A 19,994-nucleotide genomic window follows, 5' to 3' on the forward strand; every position below is an offset into this window, starting at 1 on the left:
CACGCCCGCTCCCGCGATGCTGGAGGATGCTTCAGGTTCCCTCCTGCCAGGAGCTCAGGTAGTCGCGCTGTTCCCCGGTCAGGTTGTCGATGTCGATGCCCATGGCCGCCAGCTTGAGCCGGGCGACCTCGCGGTCGATCTCCGCGGGAACCGGATGCACCTGCGCTGCCAGTTCGCGCCCGTGTTGCGCCAGGTGCACCACTGCCAGCAGCTGGTTGGCGAAGCTCATGTCCATGACCGCCGAGGGGTGACCTTCGGCCGCGGCCAGGTTGACCAGCCGGCCCTCGGCCAGCAGGCACAGGCGCCGGCCGTCGGCCAGCAAGAATTCCTCGACCGAGGCCCGCGGCCGCCGCCGCTCGACCGCCAGGGCCTCCAGTGCGGGGATGTTGATCTCCACGTTGAAGTGGCCCGAGTTGGCCAGTACGCAGCCGTCCTTCATGCGTTCGAAGTGAGTCCGGTCCACCACGTGTTTGTCACCGGTGGCAGTGACGATGAAATCGGCGATCGCCGCCGCCTCCCGCAGCGGCAGGACGCGGAAGCCGTCCATGGCCGCTTCCAGCGCCCGCAACGGCTCGACCTCGGTGACGATCACATGCGCGCCATGGCCCTTTGCCCGCATGGCGATGCCGCGGCCGCACCAGCCGTAGCCGCACACCACGAAGGTCTTGCCGGCGAGCAGGATGTTGGTGGCCCGGATCAGTCCGTCCAGGGTGCTCTGGCCGGTGCCGTAGCGGTTGTCGAACAGGTGCTTGGTCTGGGCGTCGTTGACCGCGATCACCGGGTAGCTCAGCGCGCCCTCGGCGGCCATCGCCCGCAGCCGGATGACGCCGGTGGTGGTTTCCTCGGTGCCGCCGAGCATGCTGTCGATCAGGTCCCGTCGGCGTTTGTGGATCTCGCTGACCAGGTCGGCACCATCGTCCAGGGTGATGACGGGGCGGTGATCGAGCGCGGCATTGATATGGCCATAGTAGGTCTCGGTGGACTCGCCGCGGATGGCGAACACCGGGATGCCGTGATCCCCGGCCAGGGCGGCGGCCACGTCGTCCTGGGTGCTCAGCGGATTGCTGGCGCACAGCACGACCTCGGCGCCGGCGGCCTGCAGGGCCAGGGCCAGGTTGGCGGTCTCGGTGGTGATGTGCAGGCAGCCGCTGATGTGCAGCCCGGCCAGGGGGCGCTCGCGGCCCAGGCGTTCACTCAGCTGGCGCAGCACCGGCATTTCCCGGGCGGCCCAGGCGATGCGCTCGCGGCCGCCGGCGGCCAGGTCGGGGTTCTTGATATCTGCCATGTATGACACCATGGTGGGTTGGAAATAATGACGGATTGTCCATTTTTTTCTTAGGTTAAGATAGTATGTACTGCGTCAGGTGTCTGTCCGGAGACACGACACGCGCCTGAATTGGCCAGCTAGCGGAAGGGGATGACATTGGATATCGAGGCGATACGAAAAAGCTACAAGCGTTACGCCGCCGGCTACGATCTGCTGTTCGGCGGGGTATTTCACGCCGGACGTACCACCCTGGTCCAGCGCATGGACCTGCAACCGGGCGACCGGGTGCTGGAGGTGGGCGTGGGCACGGGGCTGTCGCTGCCGATGTATCCCGCCGACGTGGAGATCGTCGGCATCGATCTCTCGCCCGAGATGCTGGAGCGGGCCGAACGGCGCTGCCGGCGCCTGGGCATGCAGTCCCGGGTCCGGCTGGAACTGATGGATGCCGAGGACATGAGCTTCGATGATGCCAGCTTCGACAAGGTGGCCGCCATGTACGTCGCCACCGTCTCGCCCCGGCCGGCGCGCCTGATCGAGGAGATGGGGCGGGTATGCAAGCCCGGGGGCGATCTGTTCATTCTCAACCACTTCTCCAGTGCCAACCCGGTGCTCGGCGGCATCGAGCGGCTGCTGGCGCCGTTGTCGCGGCGCCTGGGCTGGCGGCCGGATTTCTCGCTGGAGGAATTCCTGTGGGAGACCCGCCTCGATCTGGTGGAACGTATTCCGGTGAACCTGTTCGGCTACTGGATGCTGTTGCATGCGCGCAACCGCATGGATATGCCGATGTCGATGGCCGCGCCCCTGTCACAGACCGCGGCACGGGCCGAGTAGACCCCGGCGGCGGCGGAGCGGAGCAACGGCGAGGACTTGCACCGGCAGCGGATTTTGGGTAAACCCGGAAGGAAACGATGTCGAGGAGTCGATATGTTGAACAAGCGGGATCAGGCTCAGGATTCTTACCCAGCCGGCAACGGGACCCCTGAACGTCCCCGTATCACTCAGGTGGACAACGCCGGCGAGAGTGCGCGCCAGTCCGGCAACTGGCTGGTGCGACGCCTGTTCGACCTGGCCGGACAGCCGCCAGTGGCGGTCCGGCTGTGGGACGGCTCCGAGTATGCCTCCAGCCGGACCGAACCGGTCGCCCGTCTGCACATCCATGACCGTCGTGCCCTGCAGAAGCTGCTGGGCAACCCCCATTACGAGTTCGGCGAGCTCTACAGCGCCGGGCGCATCGAGGTGGAGGGCAACCTGGCCGAGTTTCTGGATGTGGTCTATCGCCATCTGCACAAGGTCCGCCGCGACGGCCTGCGCGGTCGGCTGGTGCGCCTGCTGGCCCGGCGTCAGGGCAATACCGAGGACCGCGCCCGCCAGAACATCACCCATCACTACGACATCGGCAACGACTTCTACCGGCTGTGGCTGGATGAGAACATGGTCTACACCTGTGCCTATTATCCGCATTCCGAAGCCGGTCTGGAGCTGGCGCAGACCGCTAAGCTGGACCATGTCTGCCGCAAGCTGCGGCTGCAGCCCGGCGACCGGGTGGCCGAGGCCGGCTGCGGCTGGGGCGCGCTGGCACTGCACATGGCGCGCCACTACGGTGTCCACGTCAAGGCCTACAATATCTCCCGCGAACAGCTGGCCTTTGCCCGCGAGCGGGCCCGCGCCGAAGGGCTGGACGACCGGGTCGAATTCATCGAGGACGACTACCGTGCCATCCAGGGCGAATTCGACGCCTTTGTCTCGGTGGGCATGCTGGAACACGTGGGCGTGGACAACTACGGCGCCCTGGGCGAGACCATCGATCGGGTGCTGGCGCCCCATGGCCGCGGCCTGATCCACACCATCGGCCGTGACGCTCCCGGCCCCATGAACGAATGGATCGAACGGCGCATCTTCCCCGGCGCCTATCCTCCCAGCCTGAGCGAGATCACCGAAATACTCGAACCCTGGGGGCTGTCGGTGCTGGACGTGGAGAACATCCGTCTGCACTACGCCCGCACCCTGGAGCACTGGCTGGAGCGTTACGATGCCAACGCCGACCGCGTGCGCGACATGTTCGATGACACCTTCGTCCGCGCCTGGCGGCTGTACCTGGCCGGCTCCATCGCCGCCTTCACCAGCGGCGCCCTGCAGCTGTTCCAGGTGGTGTTCAACCGCCACGGCAGCAACGAACTGCCCTGGACCCGCGACTATATCTACCGGGAGCCGGCATGAGCGGGGAACGCTGCGACGCCCTGATCGTCGGCGGCGGTCCGTCCGGGGCGACCTGCGCCCGCGAGTTGCGCCGCGCCGGGCTGGATGTCGTCATCCTGGACAAGAAGACCTTCCCGCGGGACAAGGTGTGCGCCGGCTGGGTCACACCGCTGGTGCTCCAGACCCTGGAGATCGATCGCGACGACTATGCCGACGGCCGGGTACTGCAGCCGATCAGCAGTTTCCGCAGCGGCATGATCGGCGGTGATGCGGTGGAGGTCGACTATGCGGAGGTGGTCAGCTATGGCATCCGCCGCTGCGAGTTCGACGATTATCTGCTCCGGCGCAGCGATGCCCGACTGTTGCTCGGCGAGCCACTGAAGCAAATGGAGCGCCGCGAGGGTGAATGGCTCATCAACGACCGTCTGCGCACGCCGCTGGTGATCGGAGCCGGCGGCCACTTCTGCCCGGTGGCGAAACAACTCGGCGCCCGCGTCGGCAGCGGTGAGCCGGTGGTCGCGGCCAAGGAGATCGAGTTCGAGATGACGCCGGCGCAGCGTCAGGCCTGTCGGGTCGATGCGCGCCGGCCGGAGTTGTACTTCTGCCGTGACCTCAAGGGCTACGGCTGGATCTTCCGCAAGGGGGATTACCTGAATATCGGCCTGGGCCGTGAGGACAATCACCGGCTGTCCGAGCACATCGACGCCTTCATGGACTGGCTCAAGGCCAGCGGGCGCATTCCCGCGGACATCGATCATCGCTTCAAGGGTCATGCCTACCTGCTCTATGCCCACGGCAACCGGCCGCTCATCGACGACGGTGTGCTGCTGATCGGCGACGCCGCCGGCCTGGCCTATCCCCAGAGCGGGGAGGGCATCCGGCCGGCGATCGAGTCCGCCGTGCTGGCCGCGCAGACCCTGCGCGAGGCCGACGGCGATTACAGCGTCGCCCGTCTCGCGCCCTATCGCCAGCGGCTGGAGGCCCGTTTCGGACCGCTGGAGACGAATGACTACAGCATGATCCCCGACGGCCTGCGTCAGCGTCTGGCCGCGCCGCTGCTGAAGAACCGCTGGTTTACCCGCCACGTGGTGCTGGATCGCTGGTTCCTCCATGTGCATCAGCCGCCGCTGCGCACGGCGGCCTGAGCCAGGCCCTATCCCGCATGGCTCGTCCCGAGCCAGAATCCCAGACTCCGGCGAATGAACTCATCCACCGGGATGTAATACGACCCGTCGCAGGAAAAGGTCAGCCCCACCATGCCGTTGATCAGGTTCAGCGAGCCCGAGCGCAGATAGATGTTGGTGTCCAGGGTGCGCAGTGCCCGGAACTGTTCGAACACCGCCTCGATCCGGTCCGCCGCGACACTGGCCCGTTGCGAATAGCTGCAGGGCGGATAGGCGAGGCAGATCTCCGGGTCCAGGATCTCCTCCACTCCGTGCACGCGATAGGACCAGGGATCGTTCAGCAGCCAGAGCGTGACCCGGGAACTGGAGTAGTGCAGCTTGAGATGAAAGACGCCGTGTCCCTGCATCAGCGTCTGTGCCATCGCGTGGGTGGCCTGAATGTGTTCATCCAGGAAACTCTGCGTGCGTTCCTGAGCGAAGATCCCGCCGCGGATGGCCGGATCGCCCCTGAATTGCTGCTGCCGGCGGAGCAGCGCGGTGACGGGTGTGGTCAACGGCAGGTCGCGCAGCCGGAAGTCCGCCAGCACGAAGCCCAGCAGCCGCTCATCCGCGCTCACTGCCTGCACGGCGGTGATGCAGGGCTCGTGGTCGAGCCGGTCGAGATAGATGTTCGACAACACGAAGCCGCGGTAGGGCAGGGTGGATTCCAGGTAGGGGCGGTCGGCCAGGTCCTGCTCGCGTTTGTCCGAATCGATGCGGCCATGACCGACGTTGGAGGACACCTGCTTCAGATCCGGTGCGATGGCATAGAGATGATTGCAGTAGGGCAGTGATTCCAGAGCCTGATGCAGACACCGATCCAGCGCGTCGTTGTCATCCCATACCGGCCTGCAGCAATCGGCCAGCTGATTCAGGGGCGCATCAATCAATGCCGCTATGGCGCGTTTCTTGGCCGAGACCTCCTGCCTCAATTCGTCCATGGTGTCTGGCTTCTCCCCGCCGCCGTGACAATCTGCATTTGTCAGGCACTATTCGTGCCTGATCCCGACTGTGGGGAAAAACAGGGGCCTGCAGTACTCGGTGTGTGGAGGCCGGGACGGTAGAGGTGCAATCAGGGCGTGGTATGCGCCCTGATTGTGCAGGGAATGACGTTTATCGCTGTTCAGGCCGGCCGGTGCGCCCGGCCGCCTCTGTCGCTGAGGCAGGCATCAGTGATGCAGCGGATGCCAGGGCCGGCCCATCGGATCCCGGTTCAGCAGCGCCCACACCACCAGCCCCGCCATGATCACGGCAAGCACCAGCGGTACTGTGTAGATCAGGCCGTCCTCGTAGCCGTTGAAGTTGAGAAAACGCTGGTTGGCGACCAGTCCGGCATGAATCAGCACCAGGGCGGCGCCGGGGACGGTCAGGGCGGAGCCGCGCAGATGCGGGAAGGTCATGGCGTAGACGATATAGGGTACCAGGCCGGCCAGGATCACGCTGACCCAGAGTTCATGGCCCATGGCCGGTTGCGGCGCCAGGCCGGAGATGAACGCCAGCACCGCGCCTGCGGCCAGCATCCAGTAGGCGAAAACACGATAACCGGGGGTGTGCTCCATGACAGCCTCCTCGCGGGGGACCCGCTTTGCGCTTGCAGTCTCACGAGTATAGAAGCCCTCGGCAACAGGGAAGTTCCATAACCCCACGCGGTATCGGTTTATCGCCGACCCTGTTCCCTGTAGTTTGGTCAATTGATCGTCATTGCGAGGCGCGAAGCGCCGCGGCAATCTCTTGCCGATCGAGTCTGCGTTGGGGGCTTGCCACGCCCCGCCCGCGATGACGTTGTGCTCTGAAAACGGGTAAAATCCGACTCTCAATACCCACTCCACCAACCGGACACCGACGTGGCAAAACCCGCCATCTGCGTGCGCGGCGCGCGCCAGAACAACCTCAAGCATCTCGACCTCGACCTGCCTCTGAACGAGTTCATTGTCGTCACCGGCGTGAGCGGCTCGGGCAAGTCCTCGCTCGCCTTCGACACCGTCTATGCCGAGGGCCAGCGCCGCTATGTGGAGACCTTCTCGCCCTATGCGCGCCAGTTCCTGGACCGCATGGACAAGCCCGGCGCCGACCGCATCGACGGCATCCCGCCGGCGATCGCCATCGACCAGACCAACCCGGTGCGCACCTCGCGCTCCACGGTCGGCACCATGACCGAGCTGAACGATCACCTCAAGCTGCTGTTCGCCCGCGCCGCGCAGCTGTACTGCCGCGGCTGCGGTGCCCGGGTGCGCCGCGACACGCCGCAGAGCATTGCCGACAGCCTGCTGCAGCGCGCGGATGCCTCGGCCTCGCGCGCCAGCATCAGCTTCACCATTCAGGTTCCGGACAACTTCAGCCTGGAGGAGGTCGAGGGCCTGCTCGGCCAGCAGGGCTATACCCGCATCCAGCGTCTTGAGGGCAAACGCCTGGAGGTGGTGCAGGATAGGCTGCGGCTGGAGCCCGCAAAACGCGAGCGTCTCACCGAGGCGCTGGAGGCCGCGCTCAAGCACGGCCATGGGCATGTGAACATCCAGCCGCTGGATGACGCGGGTAATGCACAGACCGCCTGGCGCTATTCCAGTGAACTGCACTGCGCCGACTGCGACATCCACTATGCGCCGGTGATCCCCAACAGCTTCTCCTTCAACTCCCCGGTCGGCGCCTGCGAGACCTGCCGCGGTTTCGGCCGCACCCAGGGCATCGACTACAACCTGGTCATCCCCGATCCCGCGCGCAGCCTGGCCGACGGCGCGATCAAGCCCTGGCAGACCGACAGCTACATCGAGGCCCAGGGTGATCTGATGCGCTTCGCGCACAGGCGCGGCATCCCCACCGATATCCCCTGGCAGGAGCTGACCGAGGAGCAGCAGCGCTGGGTGATCGAGGGCGAGGGCGACTGGGACGAAGGTGTCTGGTACGGCGTGCAGCGCTTCTTCGCCTGGCTGGAGACCAAAAGCTACAAGATGCACATCCGGGTGCTGCTGTCGCGCTATCGGGCCTACAACGAGTGCCCCGCCTGTCGCGGCGCGCGCCTGAAGCCGGAACCGCTGCTGTGGCGGCTGGGTACACGGGGCAATACCGATAACGCACTCACCCCTGATCAGCGCTTTTATCCGCCCGGCATGCAGTTGTCCCGCGAGCGGCTGGAACAGCTGCCCGGCTTGACCATCCACGACCTGATGCTGCTGCCGCTGGACCGCGTCCTGCGCCTGTTCGAGCAGCTGCAACTGCCGAAGCCACTGGACGAGGCCACCGAGTTGCTGCTGGCCGAGATCCGTTCGCGCCTGGGCTACCTGGTCGAGGTCGGCCTCGGGTATCTCGCCCTGGATCGGCAGTCACGCACCCTCAGCGGTGGCGAGGTGCAGCGCATCAACCTCACCACCGCGCTTGGCACCTCGCTGGTCAATACCCTGTTCGTGCTGGACGAGCCCAGCATCGGCCTGCACCCGCGCGACATCGACCGCATGACCGGCGTACTGCGCCGGCTGCGCGATGCCGGCAACACCCTGCTGGTGGTCGAGCACGACCCGCAGATCATGCTCGCCGCCGACCGCATCCTGGACATGGGCCCGGGGCCGGGCGAGCGCGGCGGCGAGGCGGTGTTCTTCGGCACGCCGAAACAGTTGCTGCGCAACAGGCGTTCGCTCACCGCGCAATACCTGCGCGGCGAGAAGTCCGTCGTGGATGACGAGGACGCCGCGTCGCCGCCGGAGCCGGACGGCCCCTGCATCGAGGTGCAGGGCGCCGCCGCGCATAATCTGAAACAGATCGACGTGCGCCTGCCGCTCAACCGGCTGGTGTGCGTGACCGGCGTGTCCGGCTCGGGCAAGTCCACCCTGATGCAGACCGTGCTCTACAACGGCCTGCGCAAGCTCAAGGGCAGCCCGGTGGACCCGCCCGGCGAGCACCGGGCCATCAGCGGCCATGAGCATATCGATGCAGTGGTGCTGGTGGACCAGTCCGCCATCGGCAAGACCACCCGCTCCAACCCGGCCAGCTATGTCGGGGCCTGGAACGCCATCCGCGAACGCTTCGCTGCTCATCCCGAGGCGCGCGAGCGCGGCTACAAACCCGGCACCTTCAGCTTCAACTCCGGCGACGGCCGCTGCCCCACCTGCGGCGGCAACGGTTTTGAACACGTGGAGATGCAGTTCCTGAGCGACGTCTACATCCGCTGCCCCGACTGCGACGGCAGCCGCTACCGCCCCGAGGTGCTGGAGATCCGGCTGCCGCCGCCGGCCGGAAGCCGGGAAGGCGCGGTCTCGGTGGCCGATGTGCTGGCCATGACCGTGACCGAGGCGCTGGACTTCTTCGCCGGGGACGCCGCCGTGCAGCAGGCGCTGGAGCCGCTGGCCGCCGTGGGGCTGGACTATCTCACCCTGGGCCAGCCGGTGCCGACCCTGTCCGGCGGCGAGGCCCAGCGCCTGAAGCTCGCCGGCCATCTGGCCAAGACCGGCGGCAAGGCGAAGGGCAGGGGCAGGAACAAGAGCAAAGGTACACCGCGCACCCTGTTCCTGTTCGACGAGCCCACCACCGGCCTGCACTTCGACGATATCCACAAGCTGCTGCAGGCCTTCCGCCGGCTGCAGGCCGAGGGCCACTCGCTGGTGGTGATCGAACACAACCTGGATGTGATCGGCGCCGCCGACTGGGTGATCGACATCGGTCCCGAGGGCGGGGAGGGCGGCGGCGAGCTGGTGTTCGCCGGGACGCCGCAGGCGTTAATGAGGACCGCTGACCTCAATGCTCCGTCATCCCCGCGCAGGCGGGGATCCACAGACTGCGGAAGCCTGGATCCCCGCCTGCGCGGGGATGACGGGAAAGGACGGGTGGCCAGCCATACCGGCCTGGCCTTACTCGACTACGCCGCCAGCCTCGCCCAGGCCCGCGTCCCGACCGACCTCGAAACCACGGCGAATAAAGCGGCGCCCGCCGCCTCCCGCCACATCGAGATCCGCCATGCCCGCGAACACAACCTGAAGAACGTCACCGTCGACATCCCGCGCGGGAAGTTCTCCGTCATCACCGGCGTGTCCGGCTCGGGCAAGTCCACGCTCGCCTTCGACATCCTGTTCAACGAGGGCCAGCGCCGTTACCTGGAATCGCTCAACGCCTATGCCCGCCAGTTCGTGCAGCCGGCGGCGCGTGCCGACGTGGACGCCATTCTCGGCATCCCGCCCACCGTGGCCATCGAGCAGCGCACCAGCCGCGGCGGGCGCAAGTCCACCGTGGCCACGCTGACCGAGATCCATCACTTCCTGCGCCTGCTGTTCGTCAAGCTCGGCACCCAGTACTGCCCCGACTGCATGATCCCGGTGGAGCCGCAGACCCCGGCCTCCATCCTGGCCCGGGTGATGCGCGACTATCGCAACAAATCGATCAGGGTGCTCGCTCCAATGGTGGTGGCGCGCAAGGGCTACTACACCGACCTGGCCAAATGGGCGCTGGCGCGCGGCTATGAACACCTGCGCGTCGATGGCGAACTCACTCCGACCGCCGACTGGCCGCGCCTGGATCGCTACAAGGAGCACGACATCGAACTGCCGGTGGGCGAGGTGAAGGTGGCGCCCAAACTGGAAGGCCGACTGCGCGAGCTGATCCAGCTCGGCCTGGACCTGGGCAAGGGCGTCATCCAGCTGCTGCCCGACAGCGGCCCCGGCAGCAGCAGGGGCGTGACCTTCTCCATCCACCGCGCCTGCCCCGGCTGCGGCCGCAGCTTCGACGAACTGGACCCGCGGCTGTTCTCCTACAACTCCAAACATGGCTGGTGCCAGGCCTGCTACGGCACCGGCCTGCGTCTGGCCGGCTTCGACGCGGAACAGACCGGGGAAGAAACCTGGTGGAACGACTGGTGGGAAGGCGAAGAGAGCGCCTGCCCCGCCTGCGAGGGCCAGCGGCTCAACCCCGTGGCGCTGGCGGTCTACTATCGTGACAGCTCCATCGCCGAACTGGCCGGTCTGACCGTCAGTGACGCCGGCAAGCACTTCGACCGGCTGCGCCCGAAGGGCCGGGAGGCCGAGATCGCCCGCGACATCTTGCCCGAGCTGCGCAGCCGCCTGGGGTTCCTGCAGGACGTGGGCCTGGGCTATCTCACCCTGGACCGCGCCGCGCCGACCCTGTCCGGCGGCGAGGCCCAGCGCATCCGCCTGGCCGCCCAGCTCGGCTCCAACCTGCGCGGGGTGTGCTACATCCTGGACGAGCCCACCATCGGTCTGCATCCACGCGATAATCAGATGCTGCTCGATACCCTCGGCCGGCTGGAGGGCAAGGGCAACACCATTGTGGTGGTGGAGCACGACGAGGACACCATCCGCCGCGCCGAGCATGTCATCGACCTCGGCCCCGGCGCCGGGGTGCAGGGCGGCGAGGTGGTCGCCGCCGGCACCGTCAATCAGCTGATGAAAAATCCGGCCTCGCTCACCGGCAGGTTCCTCGCCCATCCGCTCAGGCACCCGCTGAGTGAACGCCGCCCGGTGCGTATCAAGGGCAAGGGGGCCGACGCCTTCATCGCGATCCAGGGCGCGCGCCTGCACAACCTGAAGAACCTGGATGTGCGCTTCCCCGTGGGCCGGCTGATCGGCGTATCCGGTGTCTCCGGCTCCGGCAAGTCCACCCTGGTGCGCGAGGTGCTGCAGACCAACCTGCACGCCCTGCTGCAGCGCGGCAAAGCCAAAGGCAAAAAGACGCCGGCACTGATCGGCTGCAGGGATATACAGGGCATCGAGCATCTCAAGCGTGTGCTCGAGGTGGACCAGACTCCCATCGGCAAGACCCCGCGCTCCTGCCCGGCCACCTACATCGGCTTCTGGGACGACATCCGCAGGCTGTTCGCCGGCACCCCCGAGGCACGCCTGCGCGGCTACGGCCCGGGCCGTTTCTCCTTCAATGTGAAGGGCGGGCGCTGCGAGGCCTGCGAGGGGCAGGGGTTCAAGAAGGTCGAGATGAGTTTCCTGCCGGACGTGAAGGTGCCCTGCGAGGTGTGCAATGGCGCCCGCTTCAACCGCGAGACGCTGGAGGTCCTCTATAAGGACAAGAGCATCGGCGAGGTGCTGGCCATGGATGTGCGCGAGGCCGTGGATTTCTTCAAGGCCCACCCGAAGATCCACCGTGCCCTGCAGCTGCTGGACGACGTCGGCCTGGGCTACCTCACCCTGGGCCAGCAGAGTCCGACGCTGTCCGGCGGCGAGGCCCAGCGCATCAAGCTGGTCAGTGAACTGGCCAAGGCCAGAACCGACGCGGCCGAGCCGGCCACCCGCCCCGGCACCCTCTACATCCTGGACGAACCCACCGTCGGTCTGCACATGGCCGACGTCGAAAAGCTCATCCAGGTCCTGCACCGCCTGGTCGGTGCCGGCCACACCGTGGTGGTGATCGAACACAACCTGGATGTGCTCGCCGAGGCCGACTGGCTCATCGACCTGGGCCCGGAAGGCGGCGCGGGCGGCGGCCGCGTCGTTGCCCAGGGCACACCGGAATCCCTCAGTGCCAGCAGGAAATCCCACACTGCCCGCTTCCTCAAGGATTTTCTGGGTGGATAAGCCATTTCACAACTCCTCCAGAACCTGTACCCTCTGTGGCCGCGCCGTGCCCCTGACCTTCCATCACCTCATCCCGCGCAAGGTCCACCGCCGCAATCACTTCGTCAGGCACTACAGCCGGGAGCAGCTCGCCGCGGGCATCCATGTCTGCCGCCTCTGTCACAATGGCATCCACAATGCCCACGACGAGATGACGCTGGCGAAGGAACTGAACACCCTGGAGAAGTTGCAGCGGGACGACCAGATCAGGCGACACGTGCAGTGGGTGGCGAAGCAGAAGACATAGCCGATCAGCATCAGGCCGTCATTGCGGGGAGCGCGGCGACATGGCAATCTCCGATTTGCCGAAATCGGTCGCTATCGAGCTGCGGGCCTGGTGGTGGATCATCGGGATTGCATTTTGCCGCCGCGCCCCTGTGTCATTTCAACCGACACCATTGAACCGGATATTCAGGTAGATCATCACATCACCATGAGCATGAAGCTGACACAAAAACGCTTTCTGAAAGGCACCCGGGAATTCGAGATAATCGATGATGCCATTCATGTGCGGATAAAGACGCCATTCAATAAGGAAAAATTGACGGTGTCGCTGTCGATGTTGAACCCCAACCCCGTCGTCAACCAGGCATGTCTTGAGTTTCATGGTCGCGATACAAACGAGCCGGTGCTGTCGCTTTTGCTGAACCAGCCGAACCCCGAGGAATTCGATGCCTTTGTCGAGGCGCTGAAGCGGCGGGTGCTGGAAGAATACAGCGTTGCCGCCGGGGTAAAGGCAGCTTCTCATTCCGGCGAATTCGATGGGAATCATCATCATGAACCGCCGGAATTCGAGGAATCCCATGATATTCGACTGCGGGTCAAGGTGCAGGCTGTTGATGCAGAGAGGATTGAGCACGCGATTCAGATGCTGGAAACCTATCTTGTTGCCGACGATATCAAACCCCTGCTCTCTGCCCTGGAGGCACTGAAAGCAGAGCCTCGGAATGAATCGTGTCTGGTGCAGGTGGCGGCCGCGTTCAATGACCTGAAGGGGATGCAGGGTGCAGTACTGACGTATGCGCCATATCTCAGCATCCTGTTTTCCGATAATCCATTCGAATAAGGCGGATCGAGGGAGGCAGTCAGGCTGCGGAAATCTTGCGGGCACATGGGCCAGCGGTTTTCATGACTGCTTATCCAGTTCCGGATAATGCCGGAAGATCCCATCCTCGTTGAAAGCCAGCCGCCGCTGCGTGGTGAGATAGGCCGCCGGATTCGGTCGTCCGGCCACCCGGTCATGCAGGGCGACCAGGCCGGGGATATCCGGCTCGATCCCCGCCATCAGCTTCGGAAAGGCATAGCGCAGACCGGCCACGAGCTGGAACATGGACAGATCCACGTAGCTGAGACTGCGGCCGAGCATCCAGCCGCGTTGGCCGCCGTTGTGCTGGAGTACGCCCTCGAAATAGCCCAGCAGTTCCGGGGCGCGTTCCTCCCGGAAGTATTTCGCCCGGCGCCGTGACTCGGGCTTCTGATCCTCGTAGTAGAGATTTGCGCCGATGGGATGGTGGGTGTCGTGGATATCCACCAGAAAATCCTCCACGGTCAGCTGCAGCTGGTGTGCCCACAGCCGGCCGGCCTCTGAATCGGGCGCCAGGCCCAGCCGCGGCCCCAGGTAGTGCAGGATATTGGCGGTCTGAGCGATGACCAGCCTGCCGGCCCGCAGGAAGGGCGGGGCGAAAGGTGGGTGTTTCAACTCCGGGCTCTGCATCAGGTCCAGCATCCTCTGCATGCCGGCGGCGCCCTCGCGGGCCACATCGACATAGTCGGCGCCGGCTGTCTCCAGTGCCAGCCGCACGAATTCACCGCGGCCCTGGATGGCGGGCCAGTAGAAGAGTTCGTAGCGCATGCTGTCTCCTTGAATCCGACTGGGTGGCATCCATGAATATAGATCAGCCGCGATCCGGTTCTATACTTTCCTTAATCCCGGCAACAGTCAGGGGGGCATGCCACGCGGCCATTCTTGTTATTGCCGTACCCTTCGTGCCAGCCGTCTGCAATGGGCAGTAACGGCCTGTTTCATTCGGAGTCAATTTATCGAATCCTGTCCACACTCTGCCATGCCAGCCTGCCAGGCCGGTAATAAACAGCGAAATTCCCAATAAGGAGGTGCCCAATGTCTGAAAGCAAATGCCCGGTGATGCACGGTGGCGCAACGGAGATCGGCATGTCGAACATGGACTGGTGGCCCAGGGCGCTGAACCTCGACATCCTGCATCAGCACGACCGCAAGACGAACCCGATGGGGGCAGACTTCAACTATCGGGATGAGGTCAGAAAACTCGATTTTGACGCCCTCAGGAAAGACCTGCATGCCCTGATGACCGACAGCCAGGACTGGTGGCCGGCGGACTGGGGTCACTATGGCGGCCTGATGATCCGCATGTCCTGGCACGCGGCCGGCTCCTACCGTATGCAGGATGGCCGCGGGGGTGCCGGTGCCGGCAACCAGCGCTTTGCGCCGCTAAACTCCTGGCCGGACAACGCCAACCTGGACAAGGCCCGGCGTCTGCTCTGGCCGATCAAGAAGAAATATGGCAACAAGCTGAGTTGGGCCGATTTGATCGCCTATGCCGGCACCATCGCCTATGAGTCCATGGGCCTGAAGACCTTCGGGTTCGGTTTTGGCCGAGAGGACATCTGGCACCCGGAAAAGGACACCTACTGGGGCTCGGAGAAGGAATGGCTCGCCCCCAGCGATAATCCTCACAGCCGCTATTCCGGCGAGCGCGATCTGGAAAACCCGCTGGCCGCGGTGATGATGGGGCTGATCTACGTCAACCCCGAGGGTGTGGACGGCAATCCTGACCCGCTGAAGACCGCCCATGACGTTCGCGTTACCTTTGAGCGCATGGCCATGAACGACGAGGAAACCGTTGCCCTGACCGCCGGCGGTCATACCGTGGGTAAAACTCACGGCAACGGCGATGCGGCGCTGCTGGGTCCGGAACCCGAAGCCGCCGATGTGGAAGAGCAGGGCCTGGGCTGGAACAACCACACCCGGCGCGGCGTCGGGCGCGATACGGTCACCAGCGGCATTGAGGGGGCCTGGACGTCCGACCCCACCCGGTTCGACATGGGCTACTTCGATATGCTGCTCGATCATGAGTGGCAATCGGTGAAGAGCCCTGCCGGCGCCTGGCAGTGGGAACCGGTCGACATCCGGGAAGAGGACATGCCCGTTGATGTGGAAGACCCTTCGATCCGCTGCAAACCGATCATGACCGATGCCGATATGGCGATGAAGATGGACCCGGTCTACCGCGGGATCATGGAGAAATTCCGCGCGGATCCCGCTGCGTTCAATGATGCCTTCGCGCGGGCCTGGTTCAAACTGACGCACCGCGACATGGGGCCGAAGGCGCGCTATATCGGTCCCGATGTGCCCGATGAAGATCTGATCTGGCAGGATCCGGTGCCGGCGGGCAGGACGGACTACGATATCCAGGCCGTGAAGGACAGGATCGCCGCCTGCGGTCTGAGCATCAGCGACATGGTTGCCACTGCCTGGGACAGCGCCAGAACCTTCCGTGGTTCCGACAACCGCGGCGGTGCCAACGGCGCGCGCATCCGCCTGGCCCCGATGAAGGACTGGGAAGGTAATGAGCCCCAGCGCCTGAGCAGGGTGCTGGATGTGCTCGAACCGATCGCGGCCGACAGTGGCGCCAGCCTGGCGGATGTCATCGTCCTCGCGGGTAACGTTGGCATTGAGCAGGCGGCAAAGGCTGCCGGCTTCGACATCAGCGTTCCCTTCGCGCCCGGCCGCGGTGATGCCACTGACGCGATGACCGATGCCGAATCATTCGAGCCATTGGAACCCCTCCACGACGGTTACCGCAACTGGCTCAAGCAGGACTATATCGTCAGCGCCGAGGAAATGATGCTCGATCGCACCCAGCTGATGGGCCTGACCGCGCCGGAGATGACCGTGCTGGTGGGTGGTATGCGGGTGCTCGGCACCAATCACGGCGGCAGCCGCCACGGTGTGTTCACCGATCGCGAAGGGGCTCTGACAAATGACTTCTTCGTCAATCTGACCGATATGAGTTACGCCTGGAAGCCGGCCGGCAATAACCTGTATGAAGTTCGTGACCGCAGGACGGATCAGGTCAAATGGACGGCCACGCGGGTGGATCTCATATTCGGCTCCAACTCGATCCTGCGTGCCTATGCCGAGGTCTATGCGCAGGACGACAACCAGGAGAAGTTCGTTCGGGACTTTGTCGAGGCCTGGACCAAAGTGATGAATGCAGATCGCTTCGATCTGGCCTGAGCCCGCTGAACGTCGCCGTGCCGCACCGTATCGCGGCGCGGCGATGTCTCGAAGGGACAAGGGCGGCGACGAATGATAATGATTGCGGTTCGACGCCCACTCCATATTTGATTCTTACATGCATCTGAATCCCGGCCGGAGCCTGCCTTGGCGCAGCCCGGTCATCAGAATGACCCGATGCCCGCCGCCCCTGAATGTAGAAGCCTCGGAATCCGCTTCTATACTTGAATCAACCCCGGGATGGCGCCGAGGAGGCGGTGAGCATGAAATATGTCGTCAGCCTGTATCTGCTGCTGTGCAGCATTCCCCTGCATGCCGGGATCACCGAGCCGGACTGCACGCAACTCCTGTCGTGGGCGGCGCAGCATGATCAGAAGCAGCAGTGGCAGGTCACTCCCCGTTATCAGTTTCCCGGCATCAGCCGCGATGAGGTCCTGATGCCGCTGTTCGGCGAGTCGGTAACCCGCTGGTCGATGGAGGATTTCCGCAATCTCAGCCAGTGGATGCGCACGTGCCGCCAGCAGTTTCTGCAGGACGGCGACCCTGCCGCTGCCCGGACCCTGGCGACCGCCAGCGGGGCCATGATGCGGCTGACCGGCTATGTCCAGCAGTTTGACCGTAGCCGCGGCGAGGCGGAGCAGGCCGTCGCCGGTCTCCTGGCCGCACCCGAATCGCAAGGCAGGGCAGCGGCGATCGAACTGGCACAGCAGGCCCTGCGCGGAACCAATATCCGGCGTGAACTGCGCAATGTGCCGCGCGAGTTCATGCGGCCGCTGATGGGGCTGACCAATATCCACGGCCTGCTGCCGCAGCGGGATATCGAGGCCCTGCAGGCGCAGCTGGGCAGCGGCGGGGGCGTTGCCGGGACCAGTGCTGACAGGGTGCCGGGTAGGGCGGATGTCGAAGCGCAGAAGGACGCGCAGAGCCGTGCGGTCGCATCGCAGTCGCCGGATCGCCGGGCGACTCCACCGCCGACGACGACGGAGCAGCCGGAGCCCTCTGCGCCGGCTGAGTCCCGGGTCGTCGCTTCCCAGTCCCTCGACGTGCCGGATATCTCGCAGATCGAACTGCTGCCGCCTCCGTTGCAGGGCGGCGCCGATGTCACGCAGACGCGGCTGGTGGGCGTTCGCCTCGGCATGCCGCTGGAGGCCGCGATCGAGGCGGTGCAGCAGGCGGGGTTCCGGCTCAAGGACAAGGGCGGTAGTCTGCACAAGCTGGGGGTGTACCAGTACTGGCTGGATTTCGCCGAACTGGAGAAGGGCGAGACCGTACCCTTTCCCGGCACAATGACGCCGGCGGAATCCCGGGCCTACCAGACCCGGCTCGGCATCCAGAGCGTGCAGTCAGGCAAAGTTTCGCTGGTGGCCTACGAGGGGCGGGTGGGCAGGATCAGCGTCAGCGCGAGCACCTTCGATGGCCCTGATGCTGTGAAAGCCTATGTGCTCGAGCGCCTGGGTGAACCGCACACGCTGGAGGGATATCCCGACGTTCGCTGGTACATGGTCTGGCATCAGGACCGGGACAAGCAGACCATCGACGACACCCAGCTGCGCATCGAGGCCAAACAGACGCAGTACACCGATCTTGTGCGCAATCTCAACGTGCCCTATACCCGAATCAGCTATTCGGCCTGGCTGTGCGGGACTCTGCCCAGATGCATGGAATGACCCTGCCTCAGGCACGGAAAAAGCTGACGCTGACATGAATCGACACCAGCAAGGAGGAGCAAGCATGCGCATAGCACGCGAAGACATACCGGTGCGGATCGACGTCCCGGGCGCGACCGCGCGCCAGCAGACCGATTTCGGCGATGTGTCCGGCTACGGCCGGATGGGGGCGGAGTATTTCTCCTTCGGCGCCGGCACCGATATCACCGAACTGCTGCACGGTCTGGAGGGCGATGCCTGTCAGTCCCCGCACTGGGGCTATGTGGTGGGCGGCCGCATCACGGCCATCTACCAGAACGGCGAGGAGGAGACCTCGACGACCGGGGATCTGTTCTACTGGCCGCCCGGCCACAGTGTGCGCGCCGAGGAGGATACCGACATCGTCATGTTCAGCCCGCAGGAGGAGCACGGCCGGGTCATCGACCATGTGCTGAACAGGCTCGGCGGCTGAGTCCGGCGGGCAGGGAAGGTCCGTATGGGCGGTGACAAACGGTGCTGATTCGGTTTTAATCCCCCGGTCACTGCCTATTGTCGCAAGGCCATCAGGGATTGATGCAATGAAAAAGAGAATCGTGATCTGCGCGGACGGCACCTGGAACCGTCCGGAGAAGGACCTCGCCCAGGATTTTCCCACCAATGTGTTGAAACTCGCCCGGGCCATTGCGCCCGTCGGCACCGATGGCGTGCCGCAGCAGGTGTTCTACGACTGGGGCGTGGGCTCCTACTACGACCCGGTCGTCGGCGGGGCCACCGGCAAGGGCCTGCACAAGAACATCATGGACGATTACCGCTATATCGTGCAGAACTACAAGCCCGGTGACGAATTGTACCTGTTCGGCTTCAGCCGCGGCGCCTACACCGTCCGCTGCCTGTGCGGTCTGATCAACAATATCGGCATCGTCACCCGACCGGTGGCGCACCTGATTCAGCAGGCCTTCGATCACTACAAGAATCCGGCCCGGGCCTACAAGCCCGATGGCGAGAAATCGATCGAGTTCCGGGAGGCGCATTCCCACCCCTCCCGGGAGGTGGAGTTCGTCGGCGTCTGGGACACGGTGGGGGCGATGGGTATCCCGATCTCCTTCCTGGGCCTGTTCGACGACAGGGACGAATTTTACGACACCAAGCTCGGCCGCAATGTCCGCGTGGCCCGCCACGCCATGGCGATCGACGAGCGTCGCATCGATTTCATGCCCACGGTCTGGGAACCGCGCGCCGATATCGACATCCGGCAGGTGTGGTTTGCCGGCGCGCACAGCAATGTCGGCGGCAGCTACAAGCCGGATGCGGACGGCAGGGTGTTGTCCGATGTCCCGCTGGTGTGGATGGTGAACGAGGCCACCCAGGCCGGCCTCAGCGTCGAACCCCACCTGGGCGAGCAGATCCACGGCAGCCCGTTCGCCACGGTGCACGATTCCCGGCGCAAGTTCTACCGGCTGCGGCAGGAATACCTGCGTCCCATCGACCACGGCAAGGGTGAGGTGCTGATCCACAGTTCGGTGCGCCAGCGCTACGAGGGTGACCCCGACTACCGGCCGCAGAACCTGGTGGAGTACCTGGACGAGTTCGGTTGGCCGGATGAGATGGCTGAATGAGCCTGCCTGGTCCCGGCGTGTAGCCTTCGGCGGTGACGGAGATATCCCTGAAATCGCCGTTTGTCCCGTGTCAGTAACTGATACGACACCTCCGGATTATTTCCGGCATCTGAACATATAATATATTTTTCAAATATTATTATATGGTTCAGTTCAAGTAATTTCTCAAGGGGTCGCTAACCGGGCATCAGCAACTGAAGAGGTATACTGTCTGCAGCTTTGCTGTGTTATTCGGGATGTACGAATAGCCTGGAACCCGAGGCTTCCAGTC

At 64.7% G+C, this 19,994-nt stretch carries 14 protein-coding genes; 10 read left to right on the forward strand and 4 right to left on the reverse strand.

From position 1 onward, the window contains the following. Positions 1–31: 31 nt before the first annotated feature. Positions 32–1,285 carry an adenosylhomocysteinase gene (ahcY, locus tag CFK21_RS07905; RefSeq protein ID WP_231971476.1) on the reverse strand — a complete coding sequence of 418 codons (1,254 nt, stop codon included), beginning with the start codon at positions 1,283–1,285 and terminating at the stop codon, positions 32–34. 132 nt (positions 1,286–1,417) lie between these two features. Here ahcY and CFK21_RS07910 point away from each other — a divergent pair, with 132 nt between their 5' ends. The 3 genes from CFK21_RS07910 to CFK21_RS07920 all read left to right on the forward strand — a co-directional run bounded on the left by CFK21_RS07910 (position 1,418) and on the right by CFK21_RS07920 (position 4,608). Continuing rightward, positions 1,418–2,098, forward strand: a complete 681-nt coding sequence (locus CFK21_RS07910; protein WP_231971477.1) for a class I SAM-dependent methyltransferase — start codon at positions 1,418–1,420, stop codon at positions 2,096–2,098. Between the two features lie 93 nt (positions 2,099–2,191). Next, entirely contained in the window at positions 2,192–3,484 is a 1,293-nt protein-coding gene (locus CFK21_RS07915; protein ID WP_096366146.1) for an SAM-dependent methyltransferase, read from the forward strand. Further along, positions 3,481–4,608 (forward strand): NAD(P)/FAD-dependent oxidoreductase, encoded by a 1,128-nt coding sequence (locus CFK21_RS07920; RefSeq protein ID WP_096366147.1) that lies wholly within the window; start codon positions 3,481–3,483, stop codon positions 4,606–4,608. The genes CFK21_RS07915 and CFK21_RS07920 overlap by 4 nt, the downstream gene beginning before the upstream one ends. 8 nt (positions 4,609–4,616) lie before the next feature. Here CFK21_RS07920 and CFK21_RS07925 read toward each other — a convergent pair whose 3' ends face one another. After that, positions 4,617–5,567, reverse strand: a complete 951-nt coding sequence (locus tag CFK21_RS07925; protein ID WP_096366148.1) for a PDC sensor domain-containing protein — start codon at positions 5,565–5,567, stop codon at positions 4,617–4,619. 228 nt (positions 5,568–5,795) lie between these two features. After that, positions 5,796–6,185, reverse strand: coding sequence for a hypothetical protein (locus CFK21_RS07930; RefSeq protein ID WP_096366149.1), 390 nt, complete (start codon positions 6,183–6,185; stop codon positions 5,796–5,798). A 285-nt stretch (positions 6,186–6,470) separates the two neighbouring features. Between CFK21_RS07930 and uvrA the strand changes: the two genes are divergently transcribed. The 3 genes from uvrA to CFK21_RS07945 all read left to right on the forward strand — a co-directional run bounded on the left by uvrA (position 6,471) and on the right by CFK21_RS07945 (position 13,251). Beyond that, positions 6,471–12,146, forward strand: a complete 5,676-nt coding sequence (gene uvrA, locus CFK21_RS07935) for an excinuclease ABC subunit UvrA (RefSeq protein WP_096366150.1) — start codon at positions 6,471–6,473, stop codon at positions 12,144–12,146. A gap of 46 nt (positions 12,147–12,192) precedes the next feature. Continuing rightward, positions 12,193–12,432: a hypothetical protein gene (locus tag CFK21_RS07940; RefSeq protein WP_197702931.1), complete on the forward strand. Its 240-nt coding sequence runs from the start codon at positions 12,193–12,195 to the stop codon at positions 12,430–12,432. Positions 12,433–12,546: 114 nt separating this feature from the next. Next, positions 12,547–13,251, forward strand: coding sequence for a hypothetical protein (locus CFK21_RS07945; protein WP_157745522.1), 705 nt, complete (start codon positions 12,547–12,549; stop codon positions 13,249–13,251). A gap of 60 nt (positions 13,252–13,311) precedes the next feature. Here the strand turns inward: CFK21_RS07945 and CFK21_RS07950 are convergent, their stop codons facing one another. Beyond that, a complete protein-coding gene (locus CFK21_RS07950; protein ID WP_096366153.1) occupies positions 13,312–14,037 on the reverse strand; it encodes a glutathione S-transferase in 726 nt (241 codons plus the stop codon). Positions 14,038–14,304: 267 nt separating this feature from the next. Between CFK21_RS07950 and katG the strand changes: the two genes are divergently transcribed. From katG to CFK21_RS07970, 4 genes are all read left to right on the forward strand, one after another. Next, entirely contained in the window at positions 14,305–16,461 is a 2,157-nt protein-coding gene (katG, locus tag CFK21_RS07955; protein ID WP_096366154.1) for a catalase/peroxidase HPI, read from the forward strand. A 263-nt stretch (positions 16,462–16,724) separates the two neighbouring features. Beyond that, positions 16,725–18,128 carry a hypothetical protein gene (locus CFK21_RS07960; RefSeq protein WP_157745525.1) on the forward strand — a complete coding sequence of 468 codons (1,404 nt, stop codon included), beginning with the start codon at positions 16,725–16,727 and terminating at the stop codon, positions 18,126–18,128. Positions 18,129–18,192: 64 nt separating this feature from the next. Then, positions 18,193–18,579 carry a hypothetical protein gene (locus CFK21_RS07965; protein WP_096366156.1) on the forward strand — a complete coding sequence of 129 codons (387 nt, stop codon included), beginning with the start codon at positions 18,193–18,195 and terminating at the stop codon, positions 18,577–18,579. A gap of 106 nt (positions 18,580–18,685) precedes the next feature. Then, on the forward strand, positions 18,686–19,723 hold the full coding sequence (locus CFK21_RS07970) for a DUF2235 domain-containing protein (RefSeq protein WP_096366157.1): 1,038 nt from the start codon (positions 18,686–18,688) through the stop codon (positions 19,721–19,723). Positions 19,724–19,994 lie beyond the last annotated feature (271 nt).

The sequence above is a fragment of the Thiohalobacter thiocyanaticus genome (assembly GCF_002356355.1).
GTDB lineage: Bacteria > Pseudomonadota > Gammaproteobacteria > Thiohalobacterales > Thiohalobacteraceae > Thiohalobacter > Thiohalobacter thiocyanaticus_A.

Coding starts and splice junctions, on each gene's coding strand:
- CFK21_RS07950 (WP_096366153.1), bottom strand. CDS start 14,037: ATGCGCTACGAACTCTTCTACTGGCCCGCCATCCAGGGCCGCGGTGAA.
- katG (WP_096366154.1), top strand. CDS start 14,305: ATGTCTGAAAGCAAATGCCCGGTGATGCACGGTGGCGCAACGGAGATC.
- ahcY (WP_231971476.1), bottom strand. CDS start 1,285: ATGGCAGATATCAAGAACCCCGACCTGGCCGCCGGCGGCCGCGAGCGC.
- CFK21_RS07925 (WP_096366148.1), bottom strand. CDS start 5,567: ATGGACGAATTGAGGCAGGAGGTCTCGGCCAAGAAACGCGCCATAGCG.
- CFK21_RS07910 (WP_231971477.1), top strand. CDS start 1,418: ATGACATTGGATATCGAGGCGATACGAAAAAGCTACAAGCGTTACGCC.
- CFK21_RS07915 (WP_096366146.1), top strand. CDS start 2,192: ATGTTGAACAAGCGGGATCAGGCTCAGGATTCTTACCCAGCCGGCAAC.
- CFK21_RS07965 (WP_096366156.1), top strand. CDS start 18,193: ATGCGCATAGCACGCGAAGACATACCGGTGCGGATCGACGTCCCGGGC.
- CFK21_RS07970 (WP_096366157.1), top strand. CDS start 18,686: ATGAAAAAGAGAATCGTGATCTGCGCGGACGGCACCTGGAACCGTCCG.
- CFK21_RS07920 (WP_096366147.1), top strand. CDS start 3,481: ATGAGCGGGGAACGCTGCGACGCCCTGATCGTCGGCGGCGGTCCGTCC.
- CFK21_RS07960 (WP_157745525.1), top strand. CDS start 16,725: ATGAAATATGTCGTCAGCCTGTATCTGCTGCTGTGCAGCATTCCCCTG.
- CFK21_RS07930 (WP_096366149.1), bottom strand. CDS start 6,185: ATGGAGCACACCCCCGGTTATCGTGTTTTCGCCTACTGGATGCTGGCC.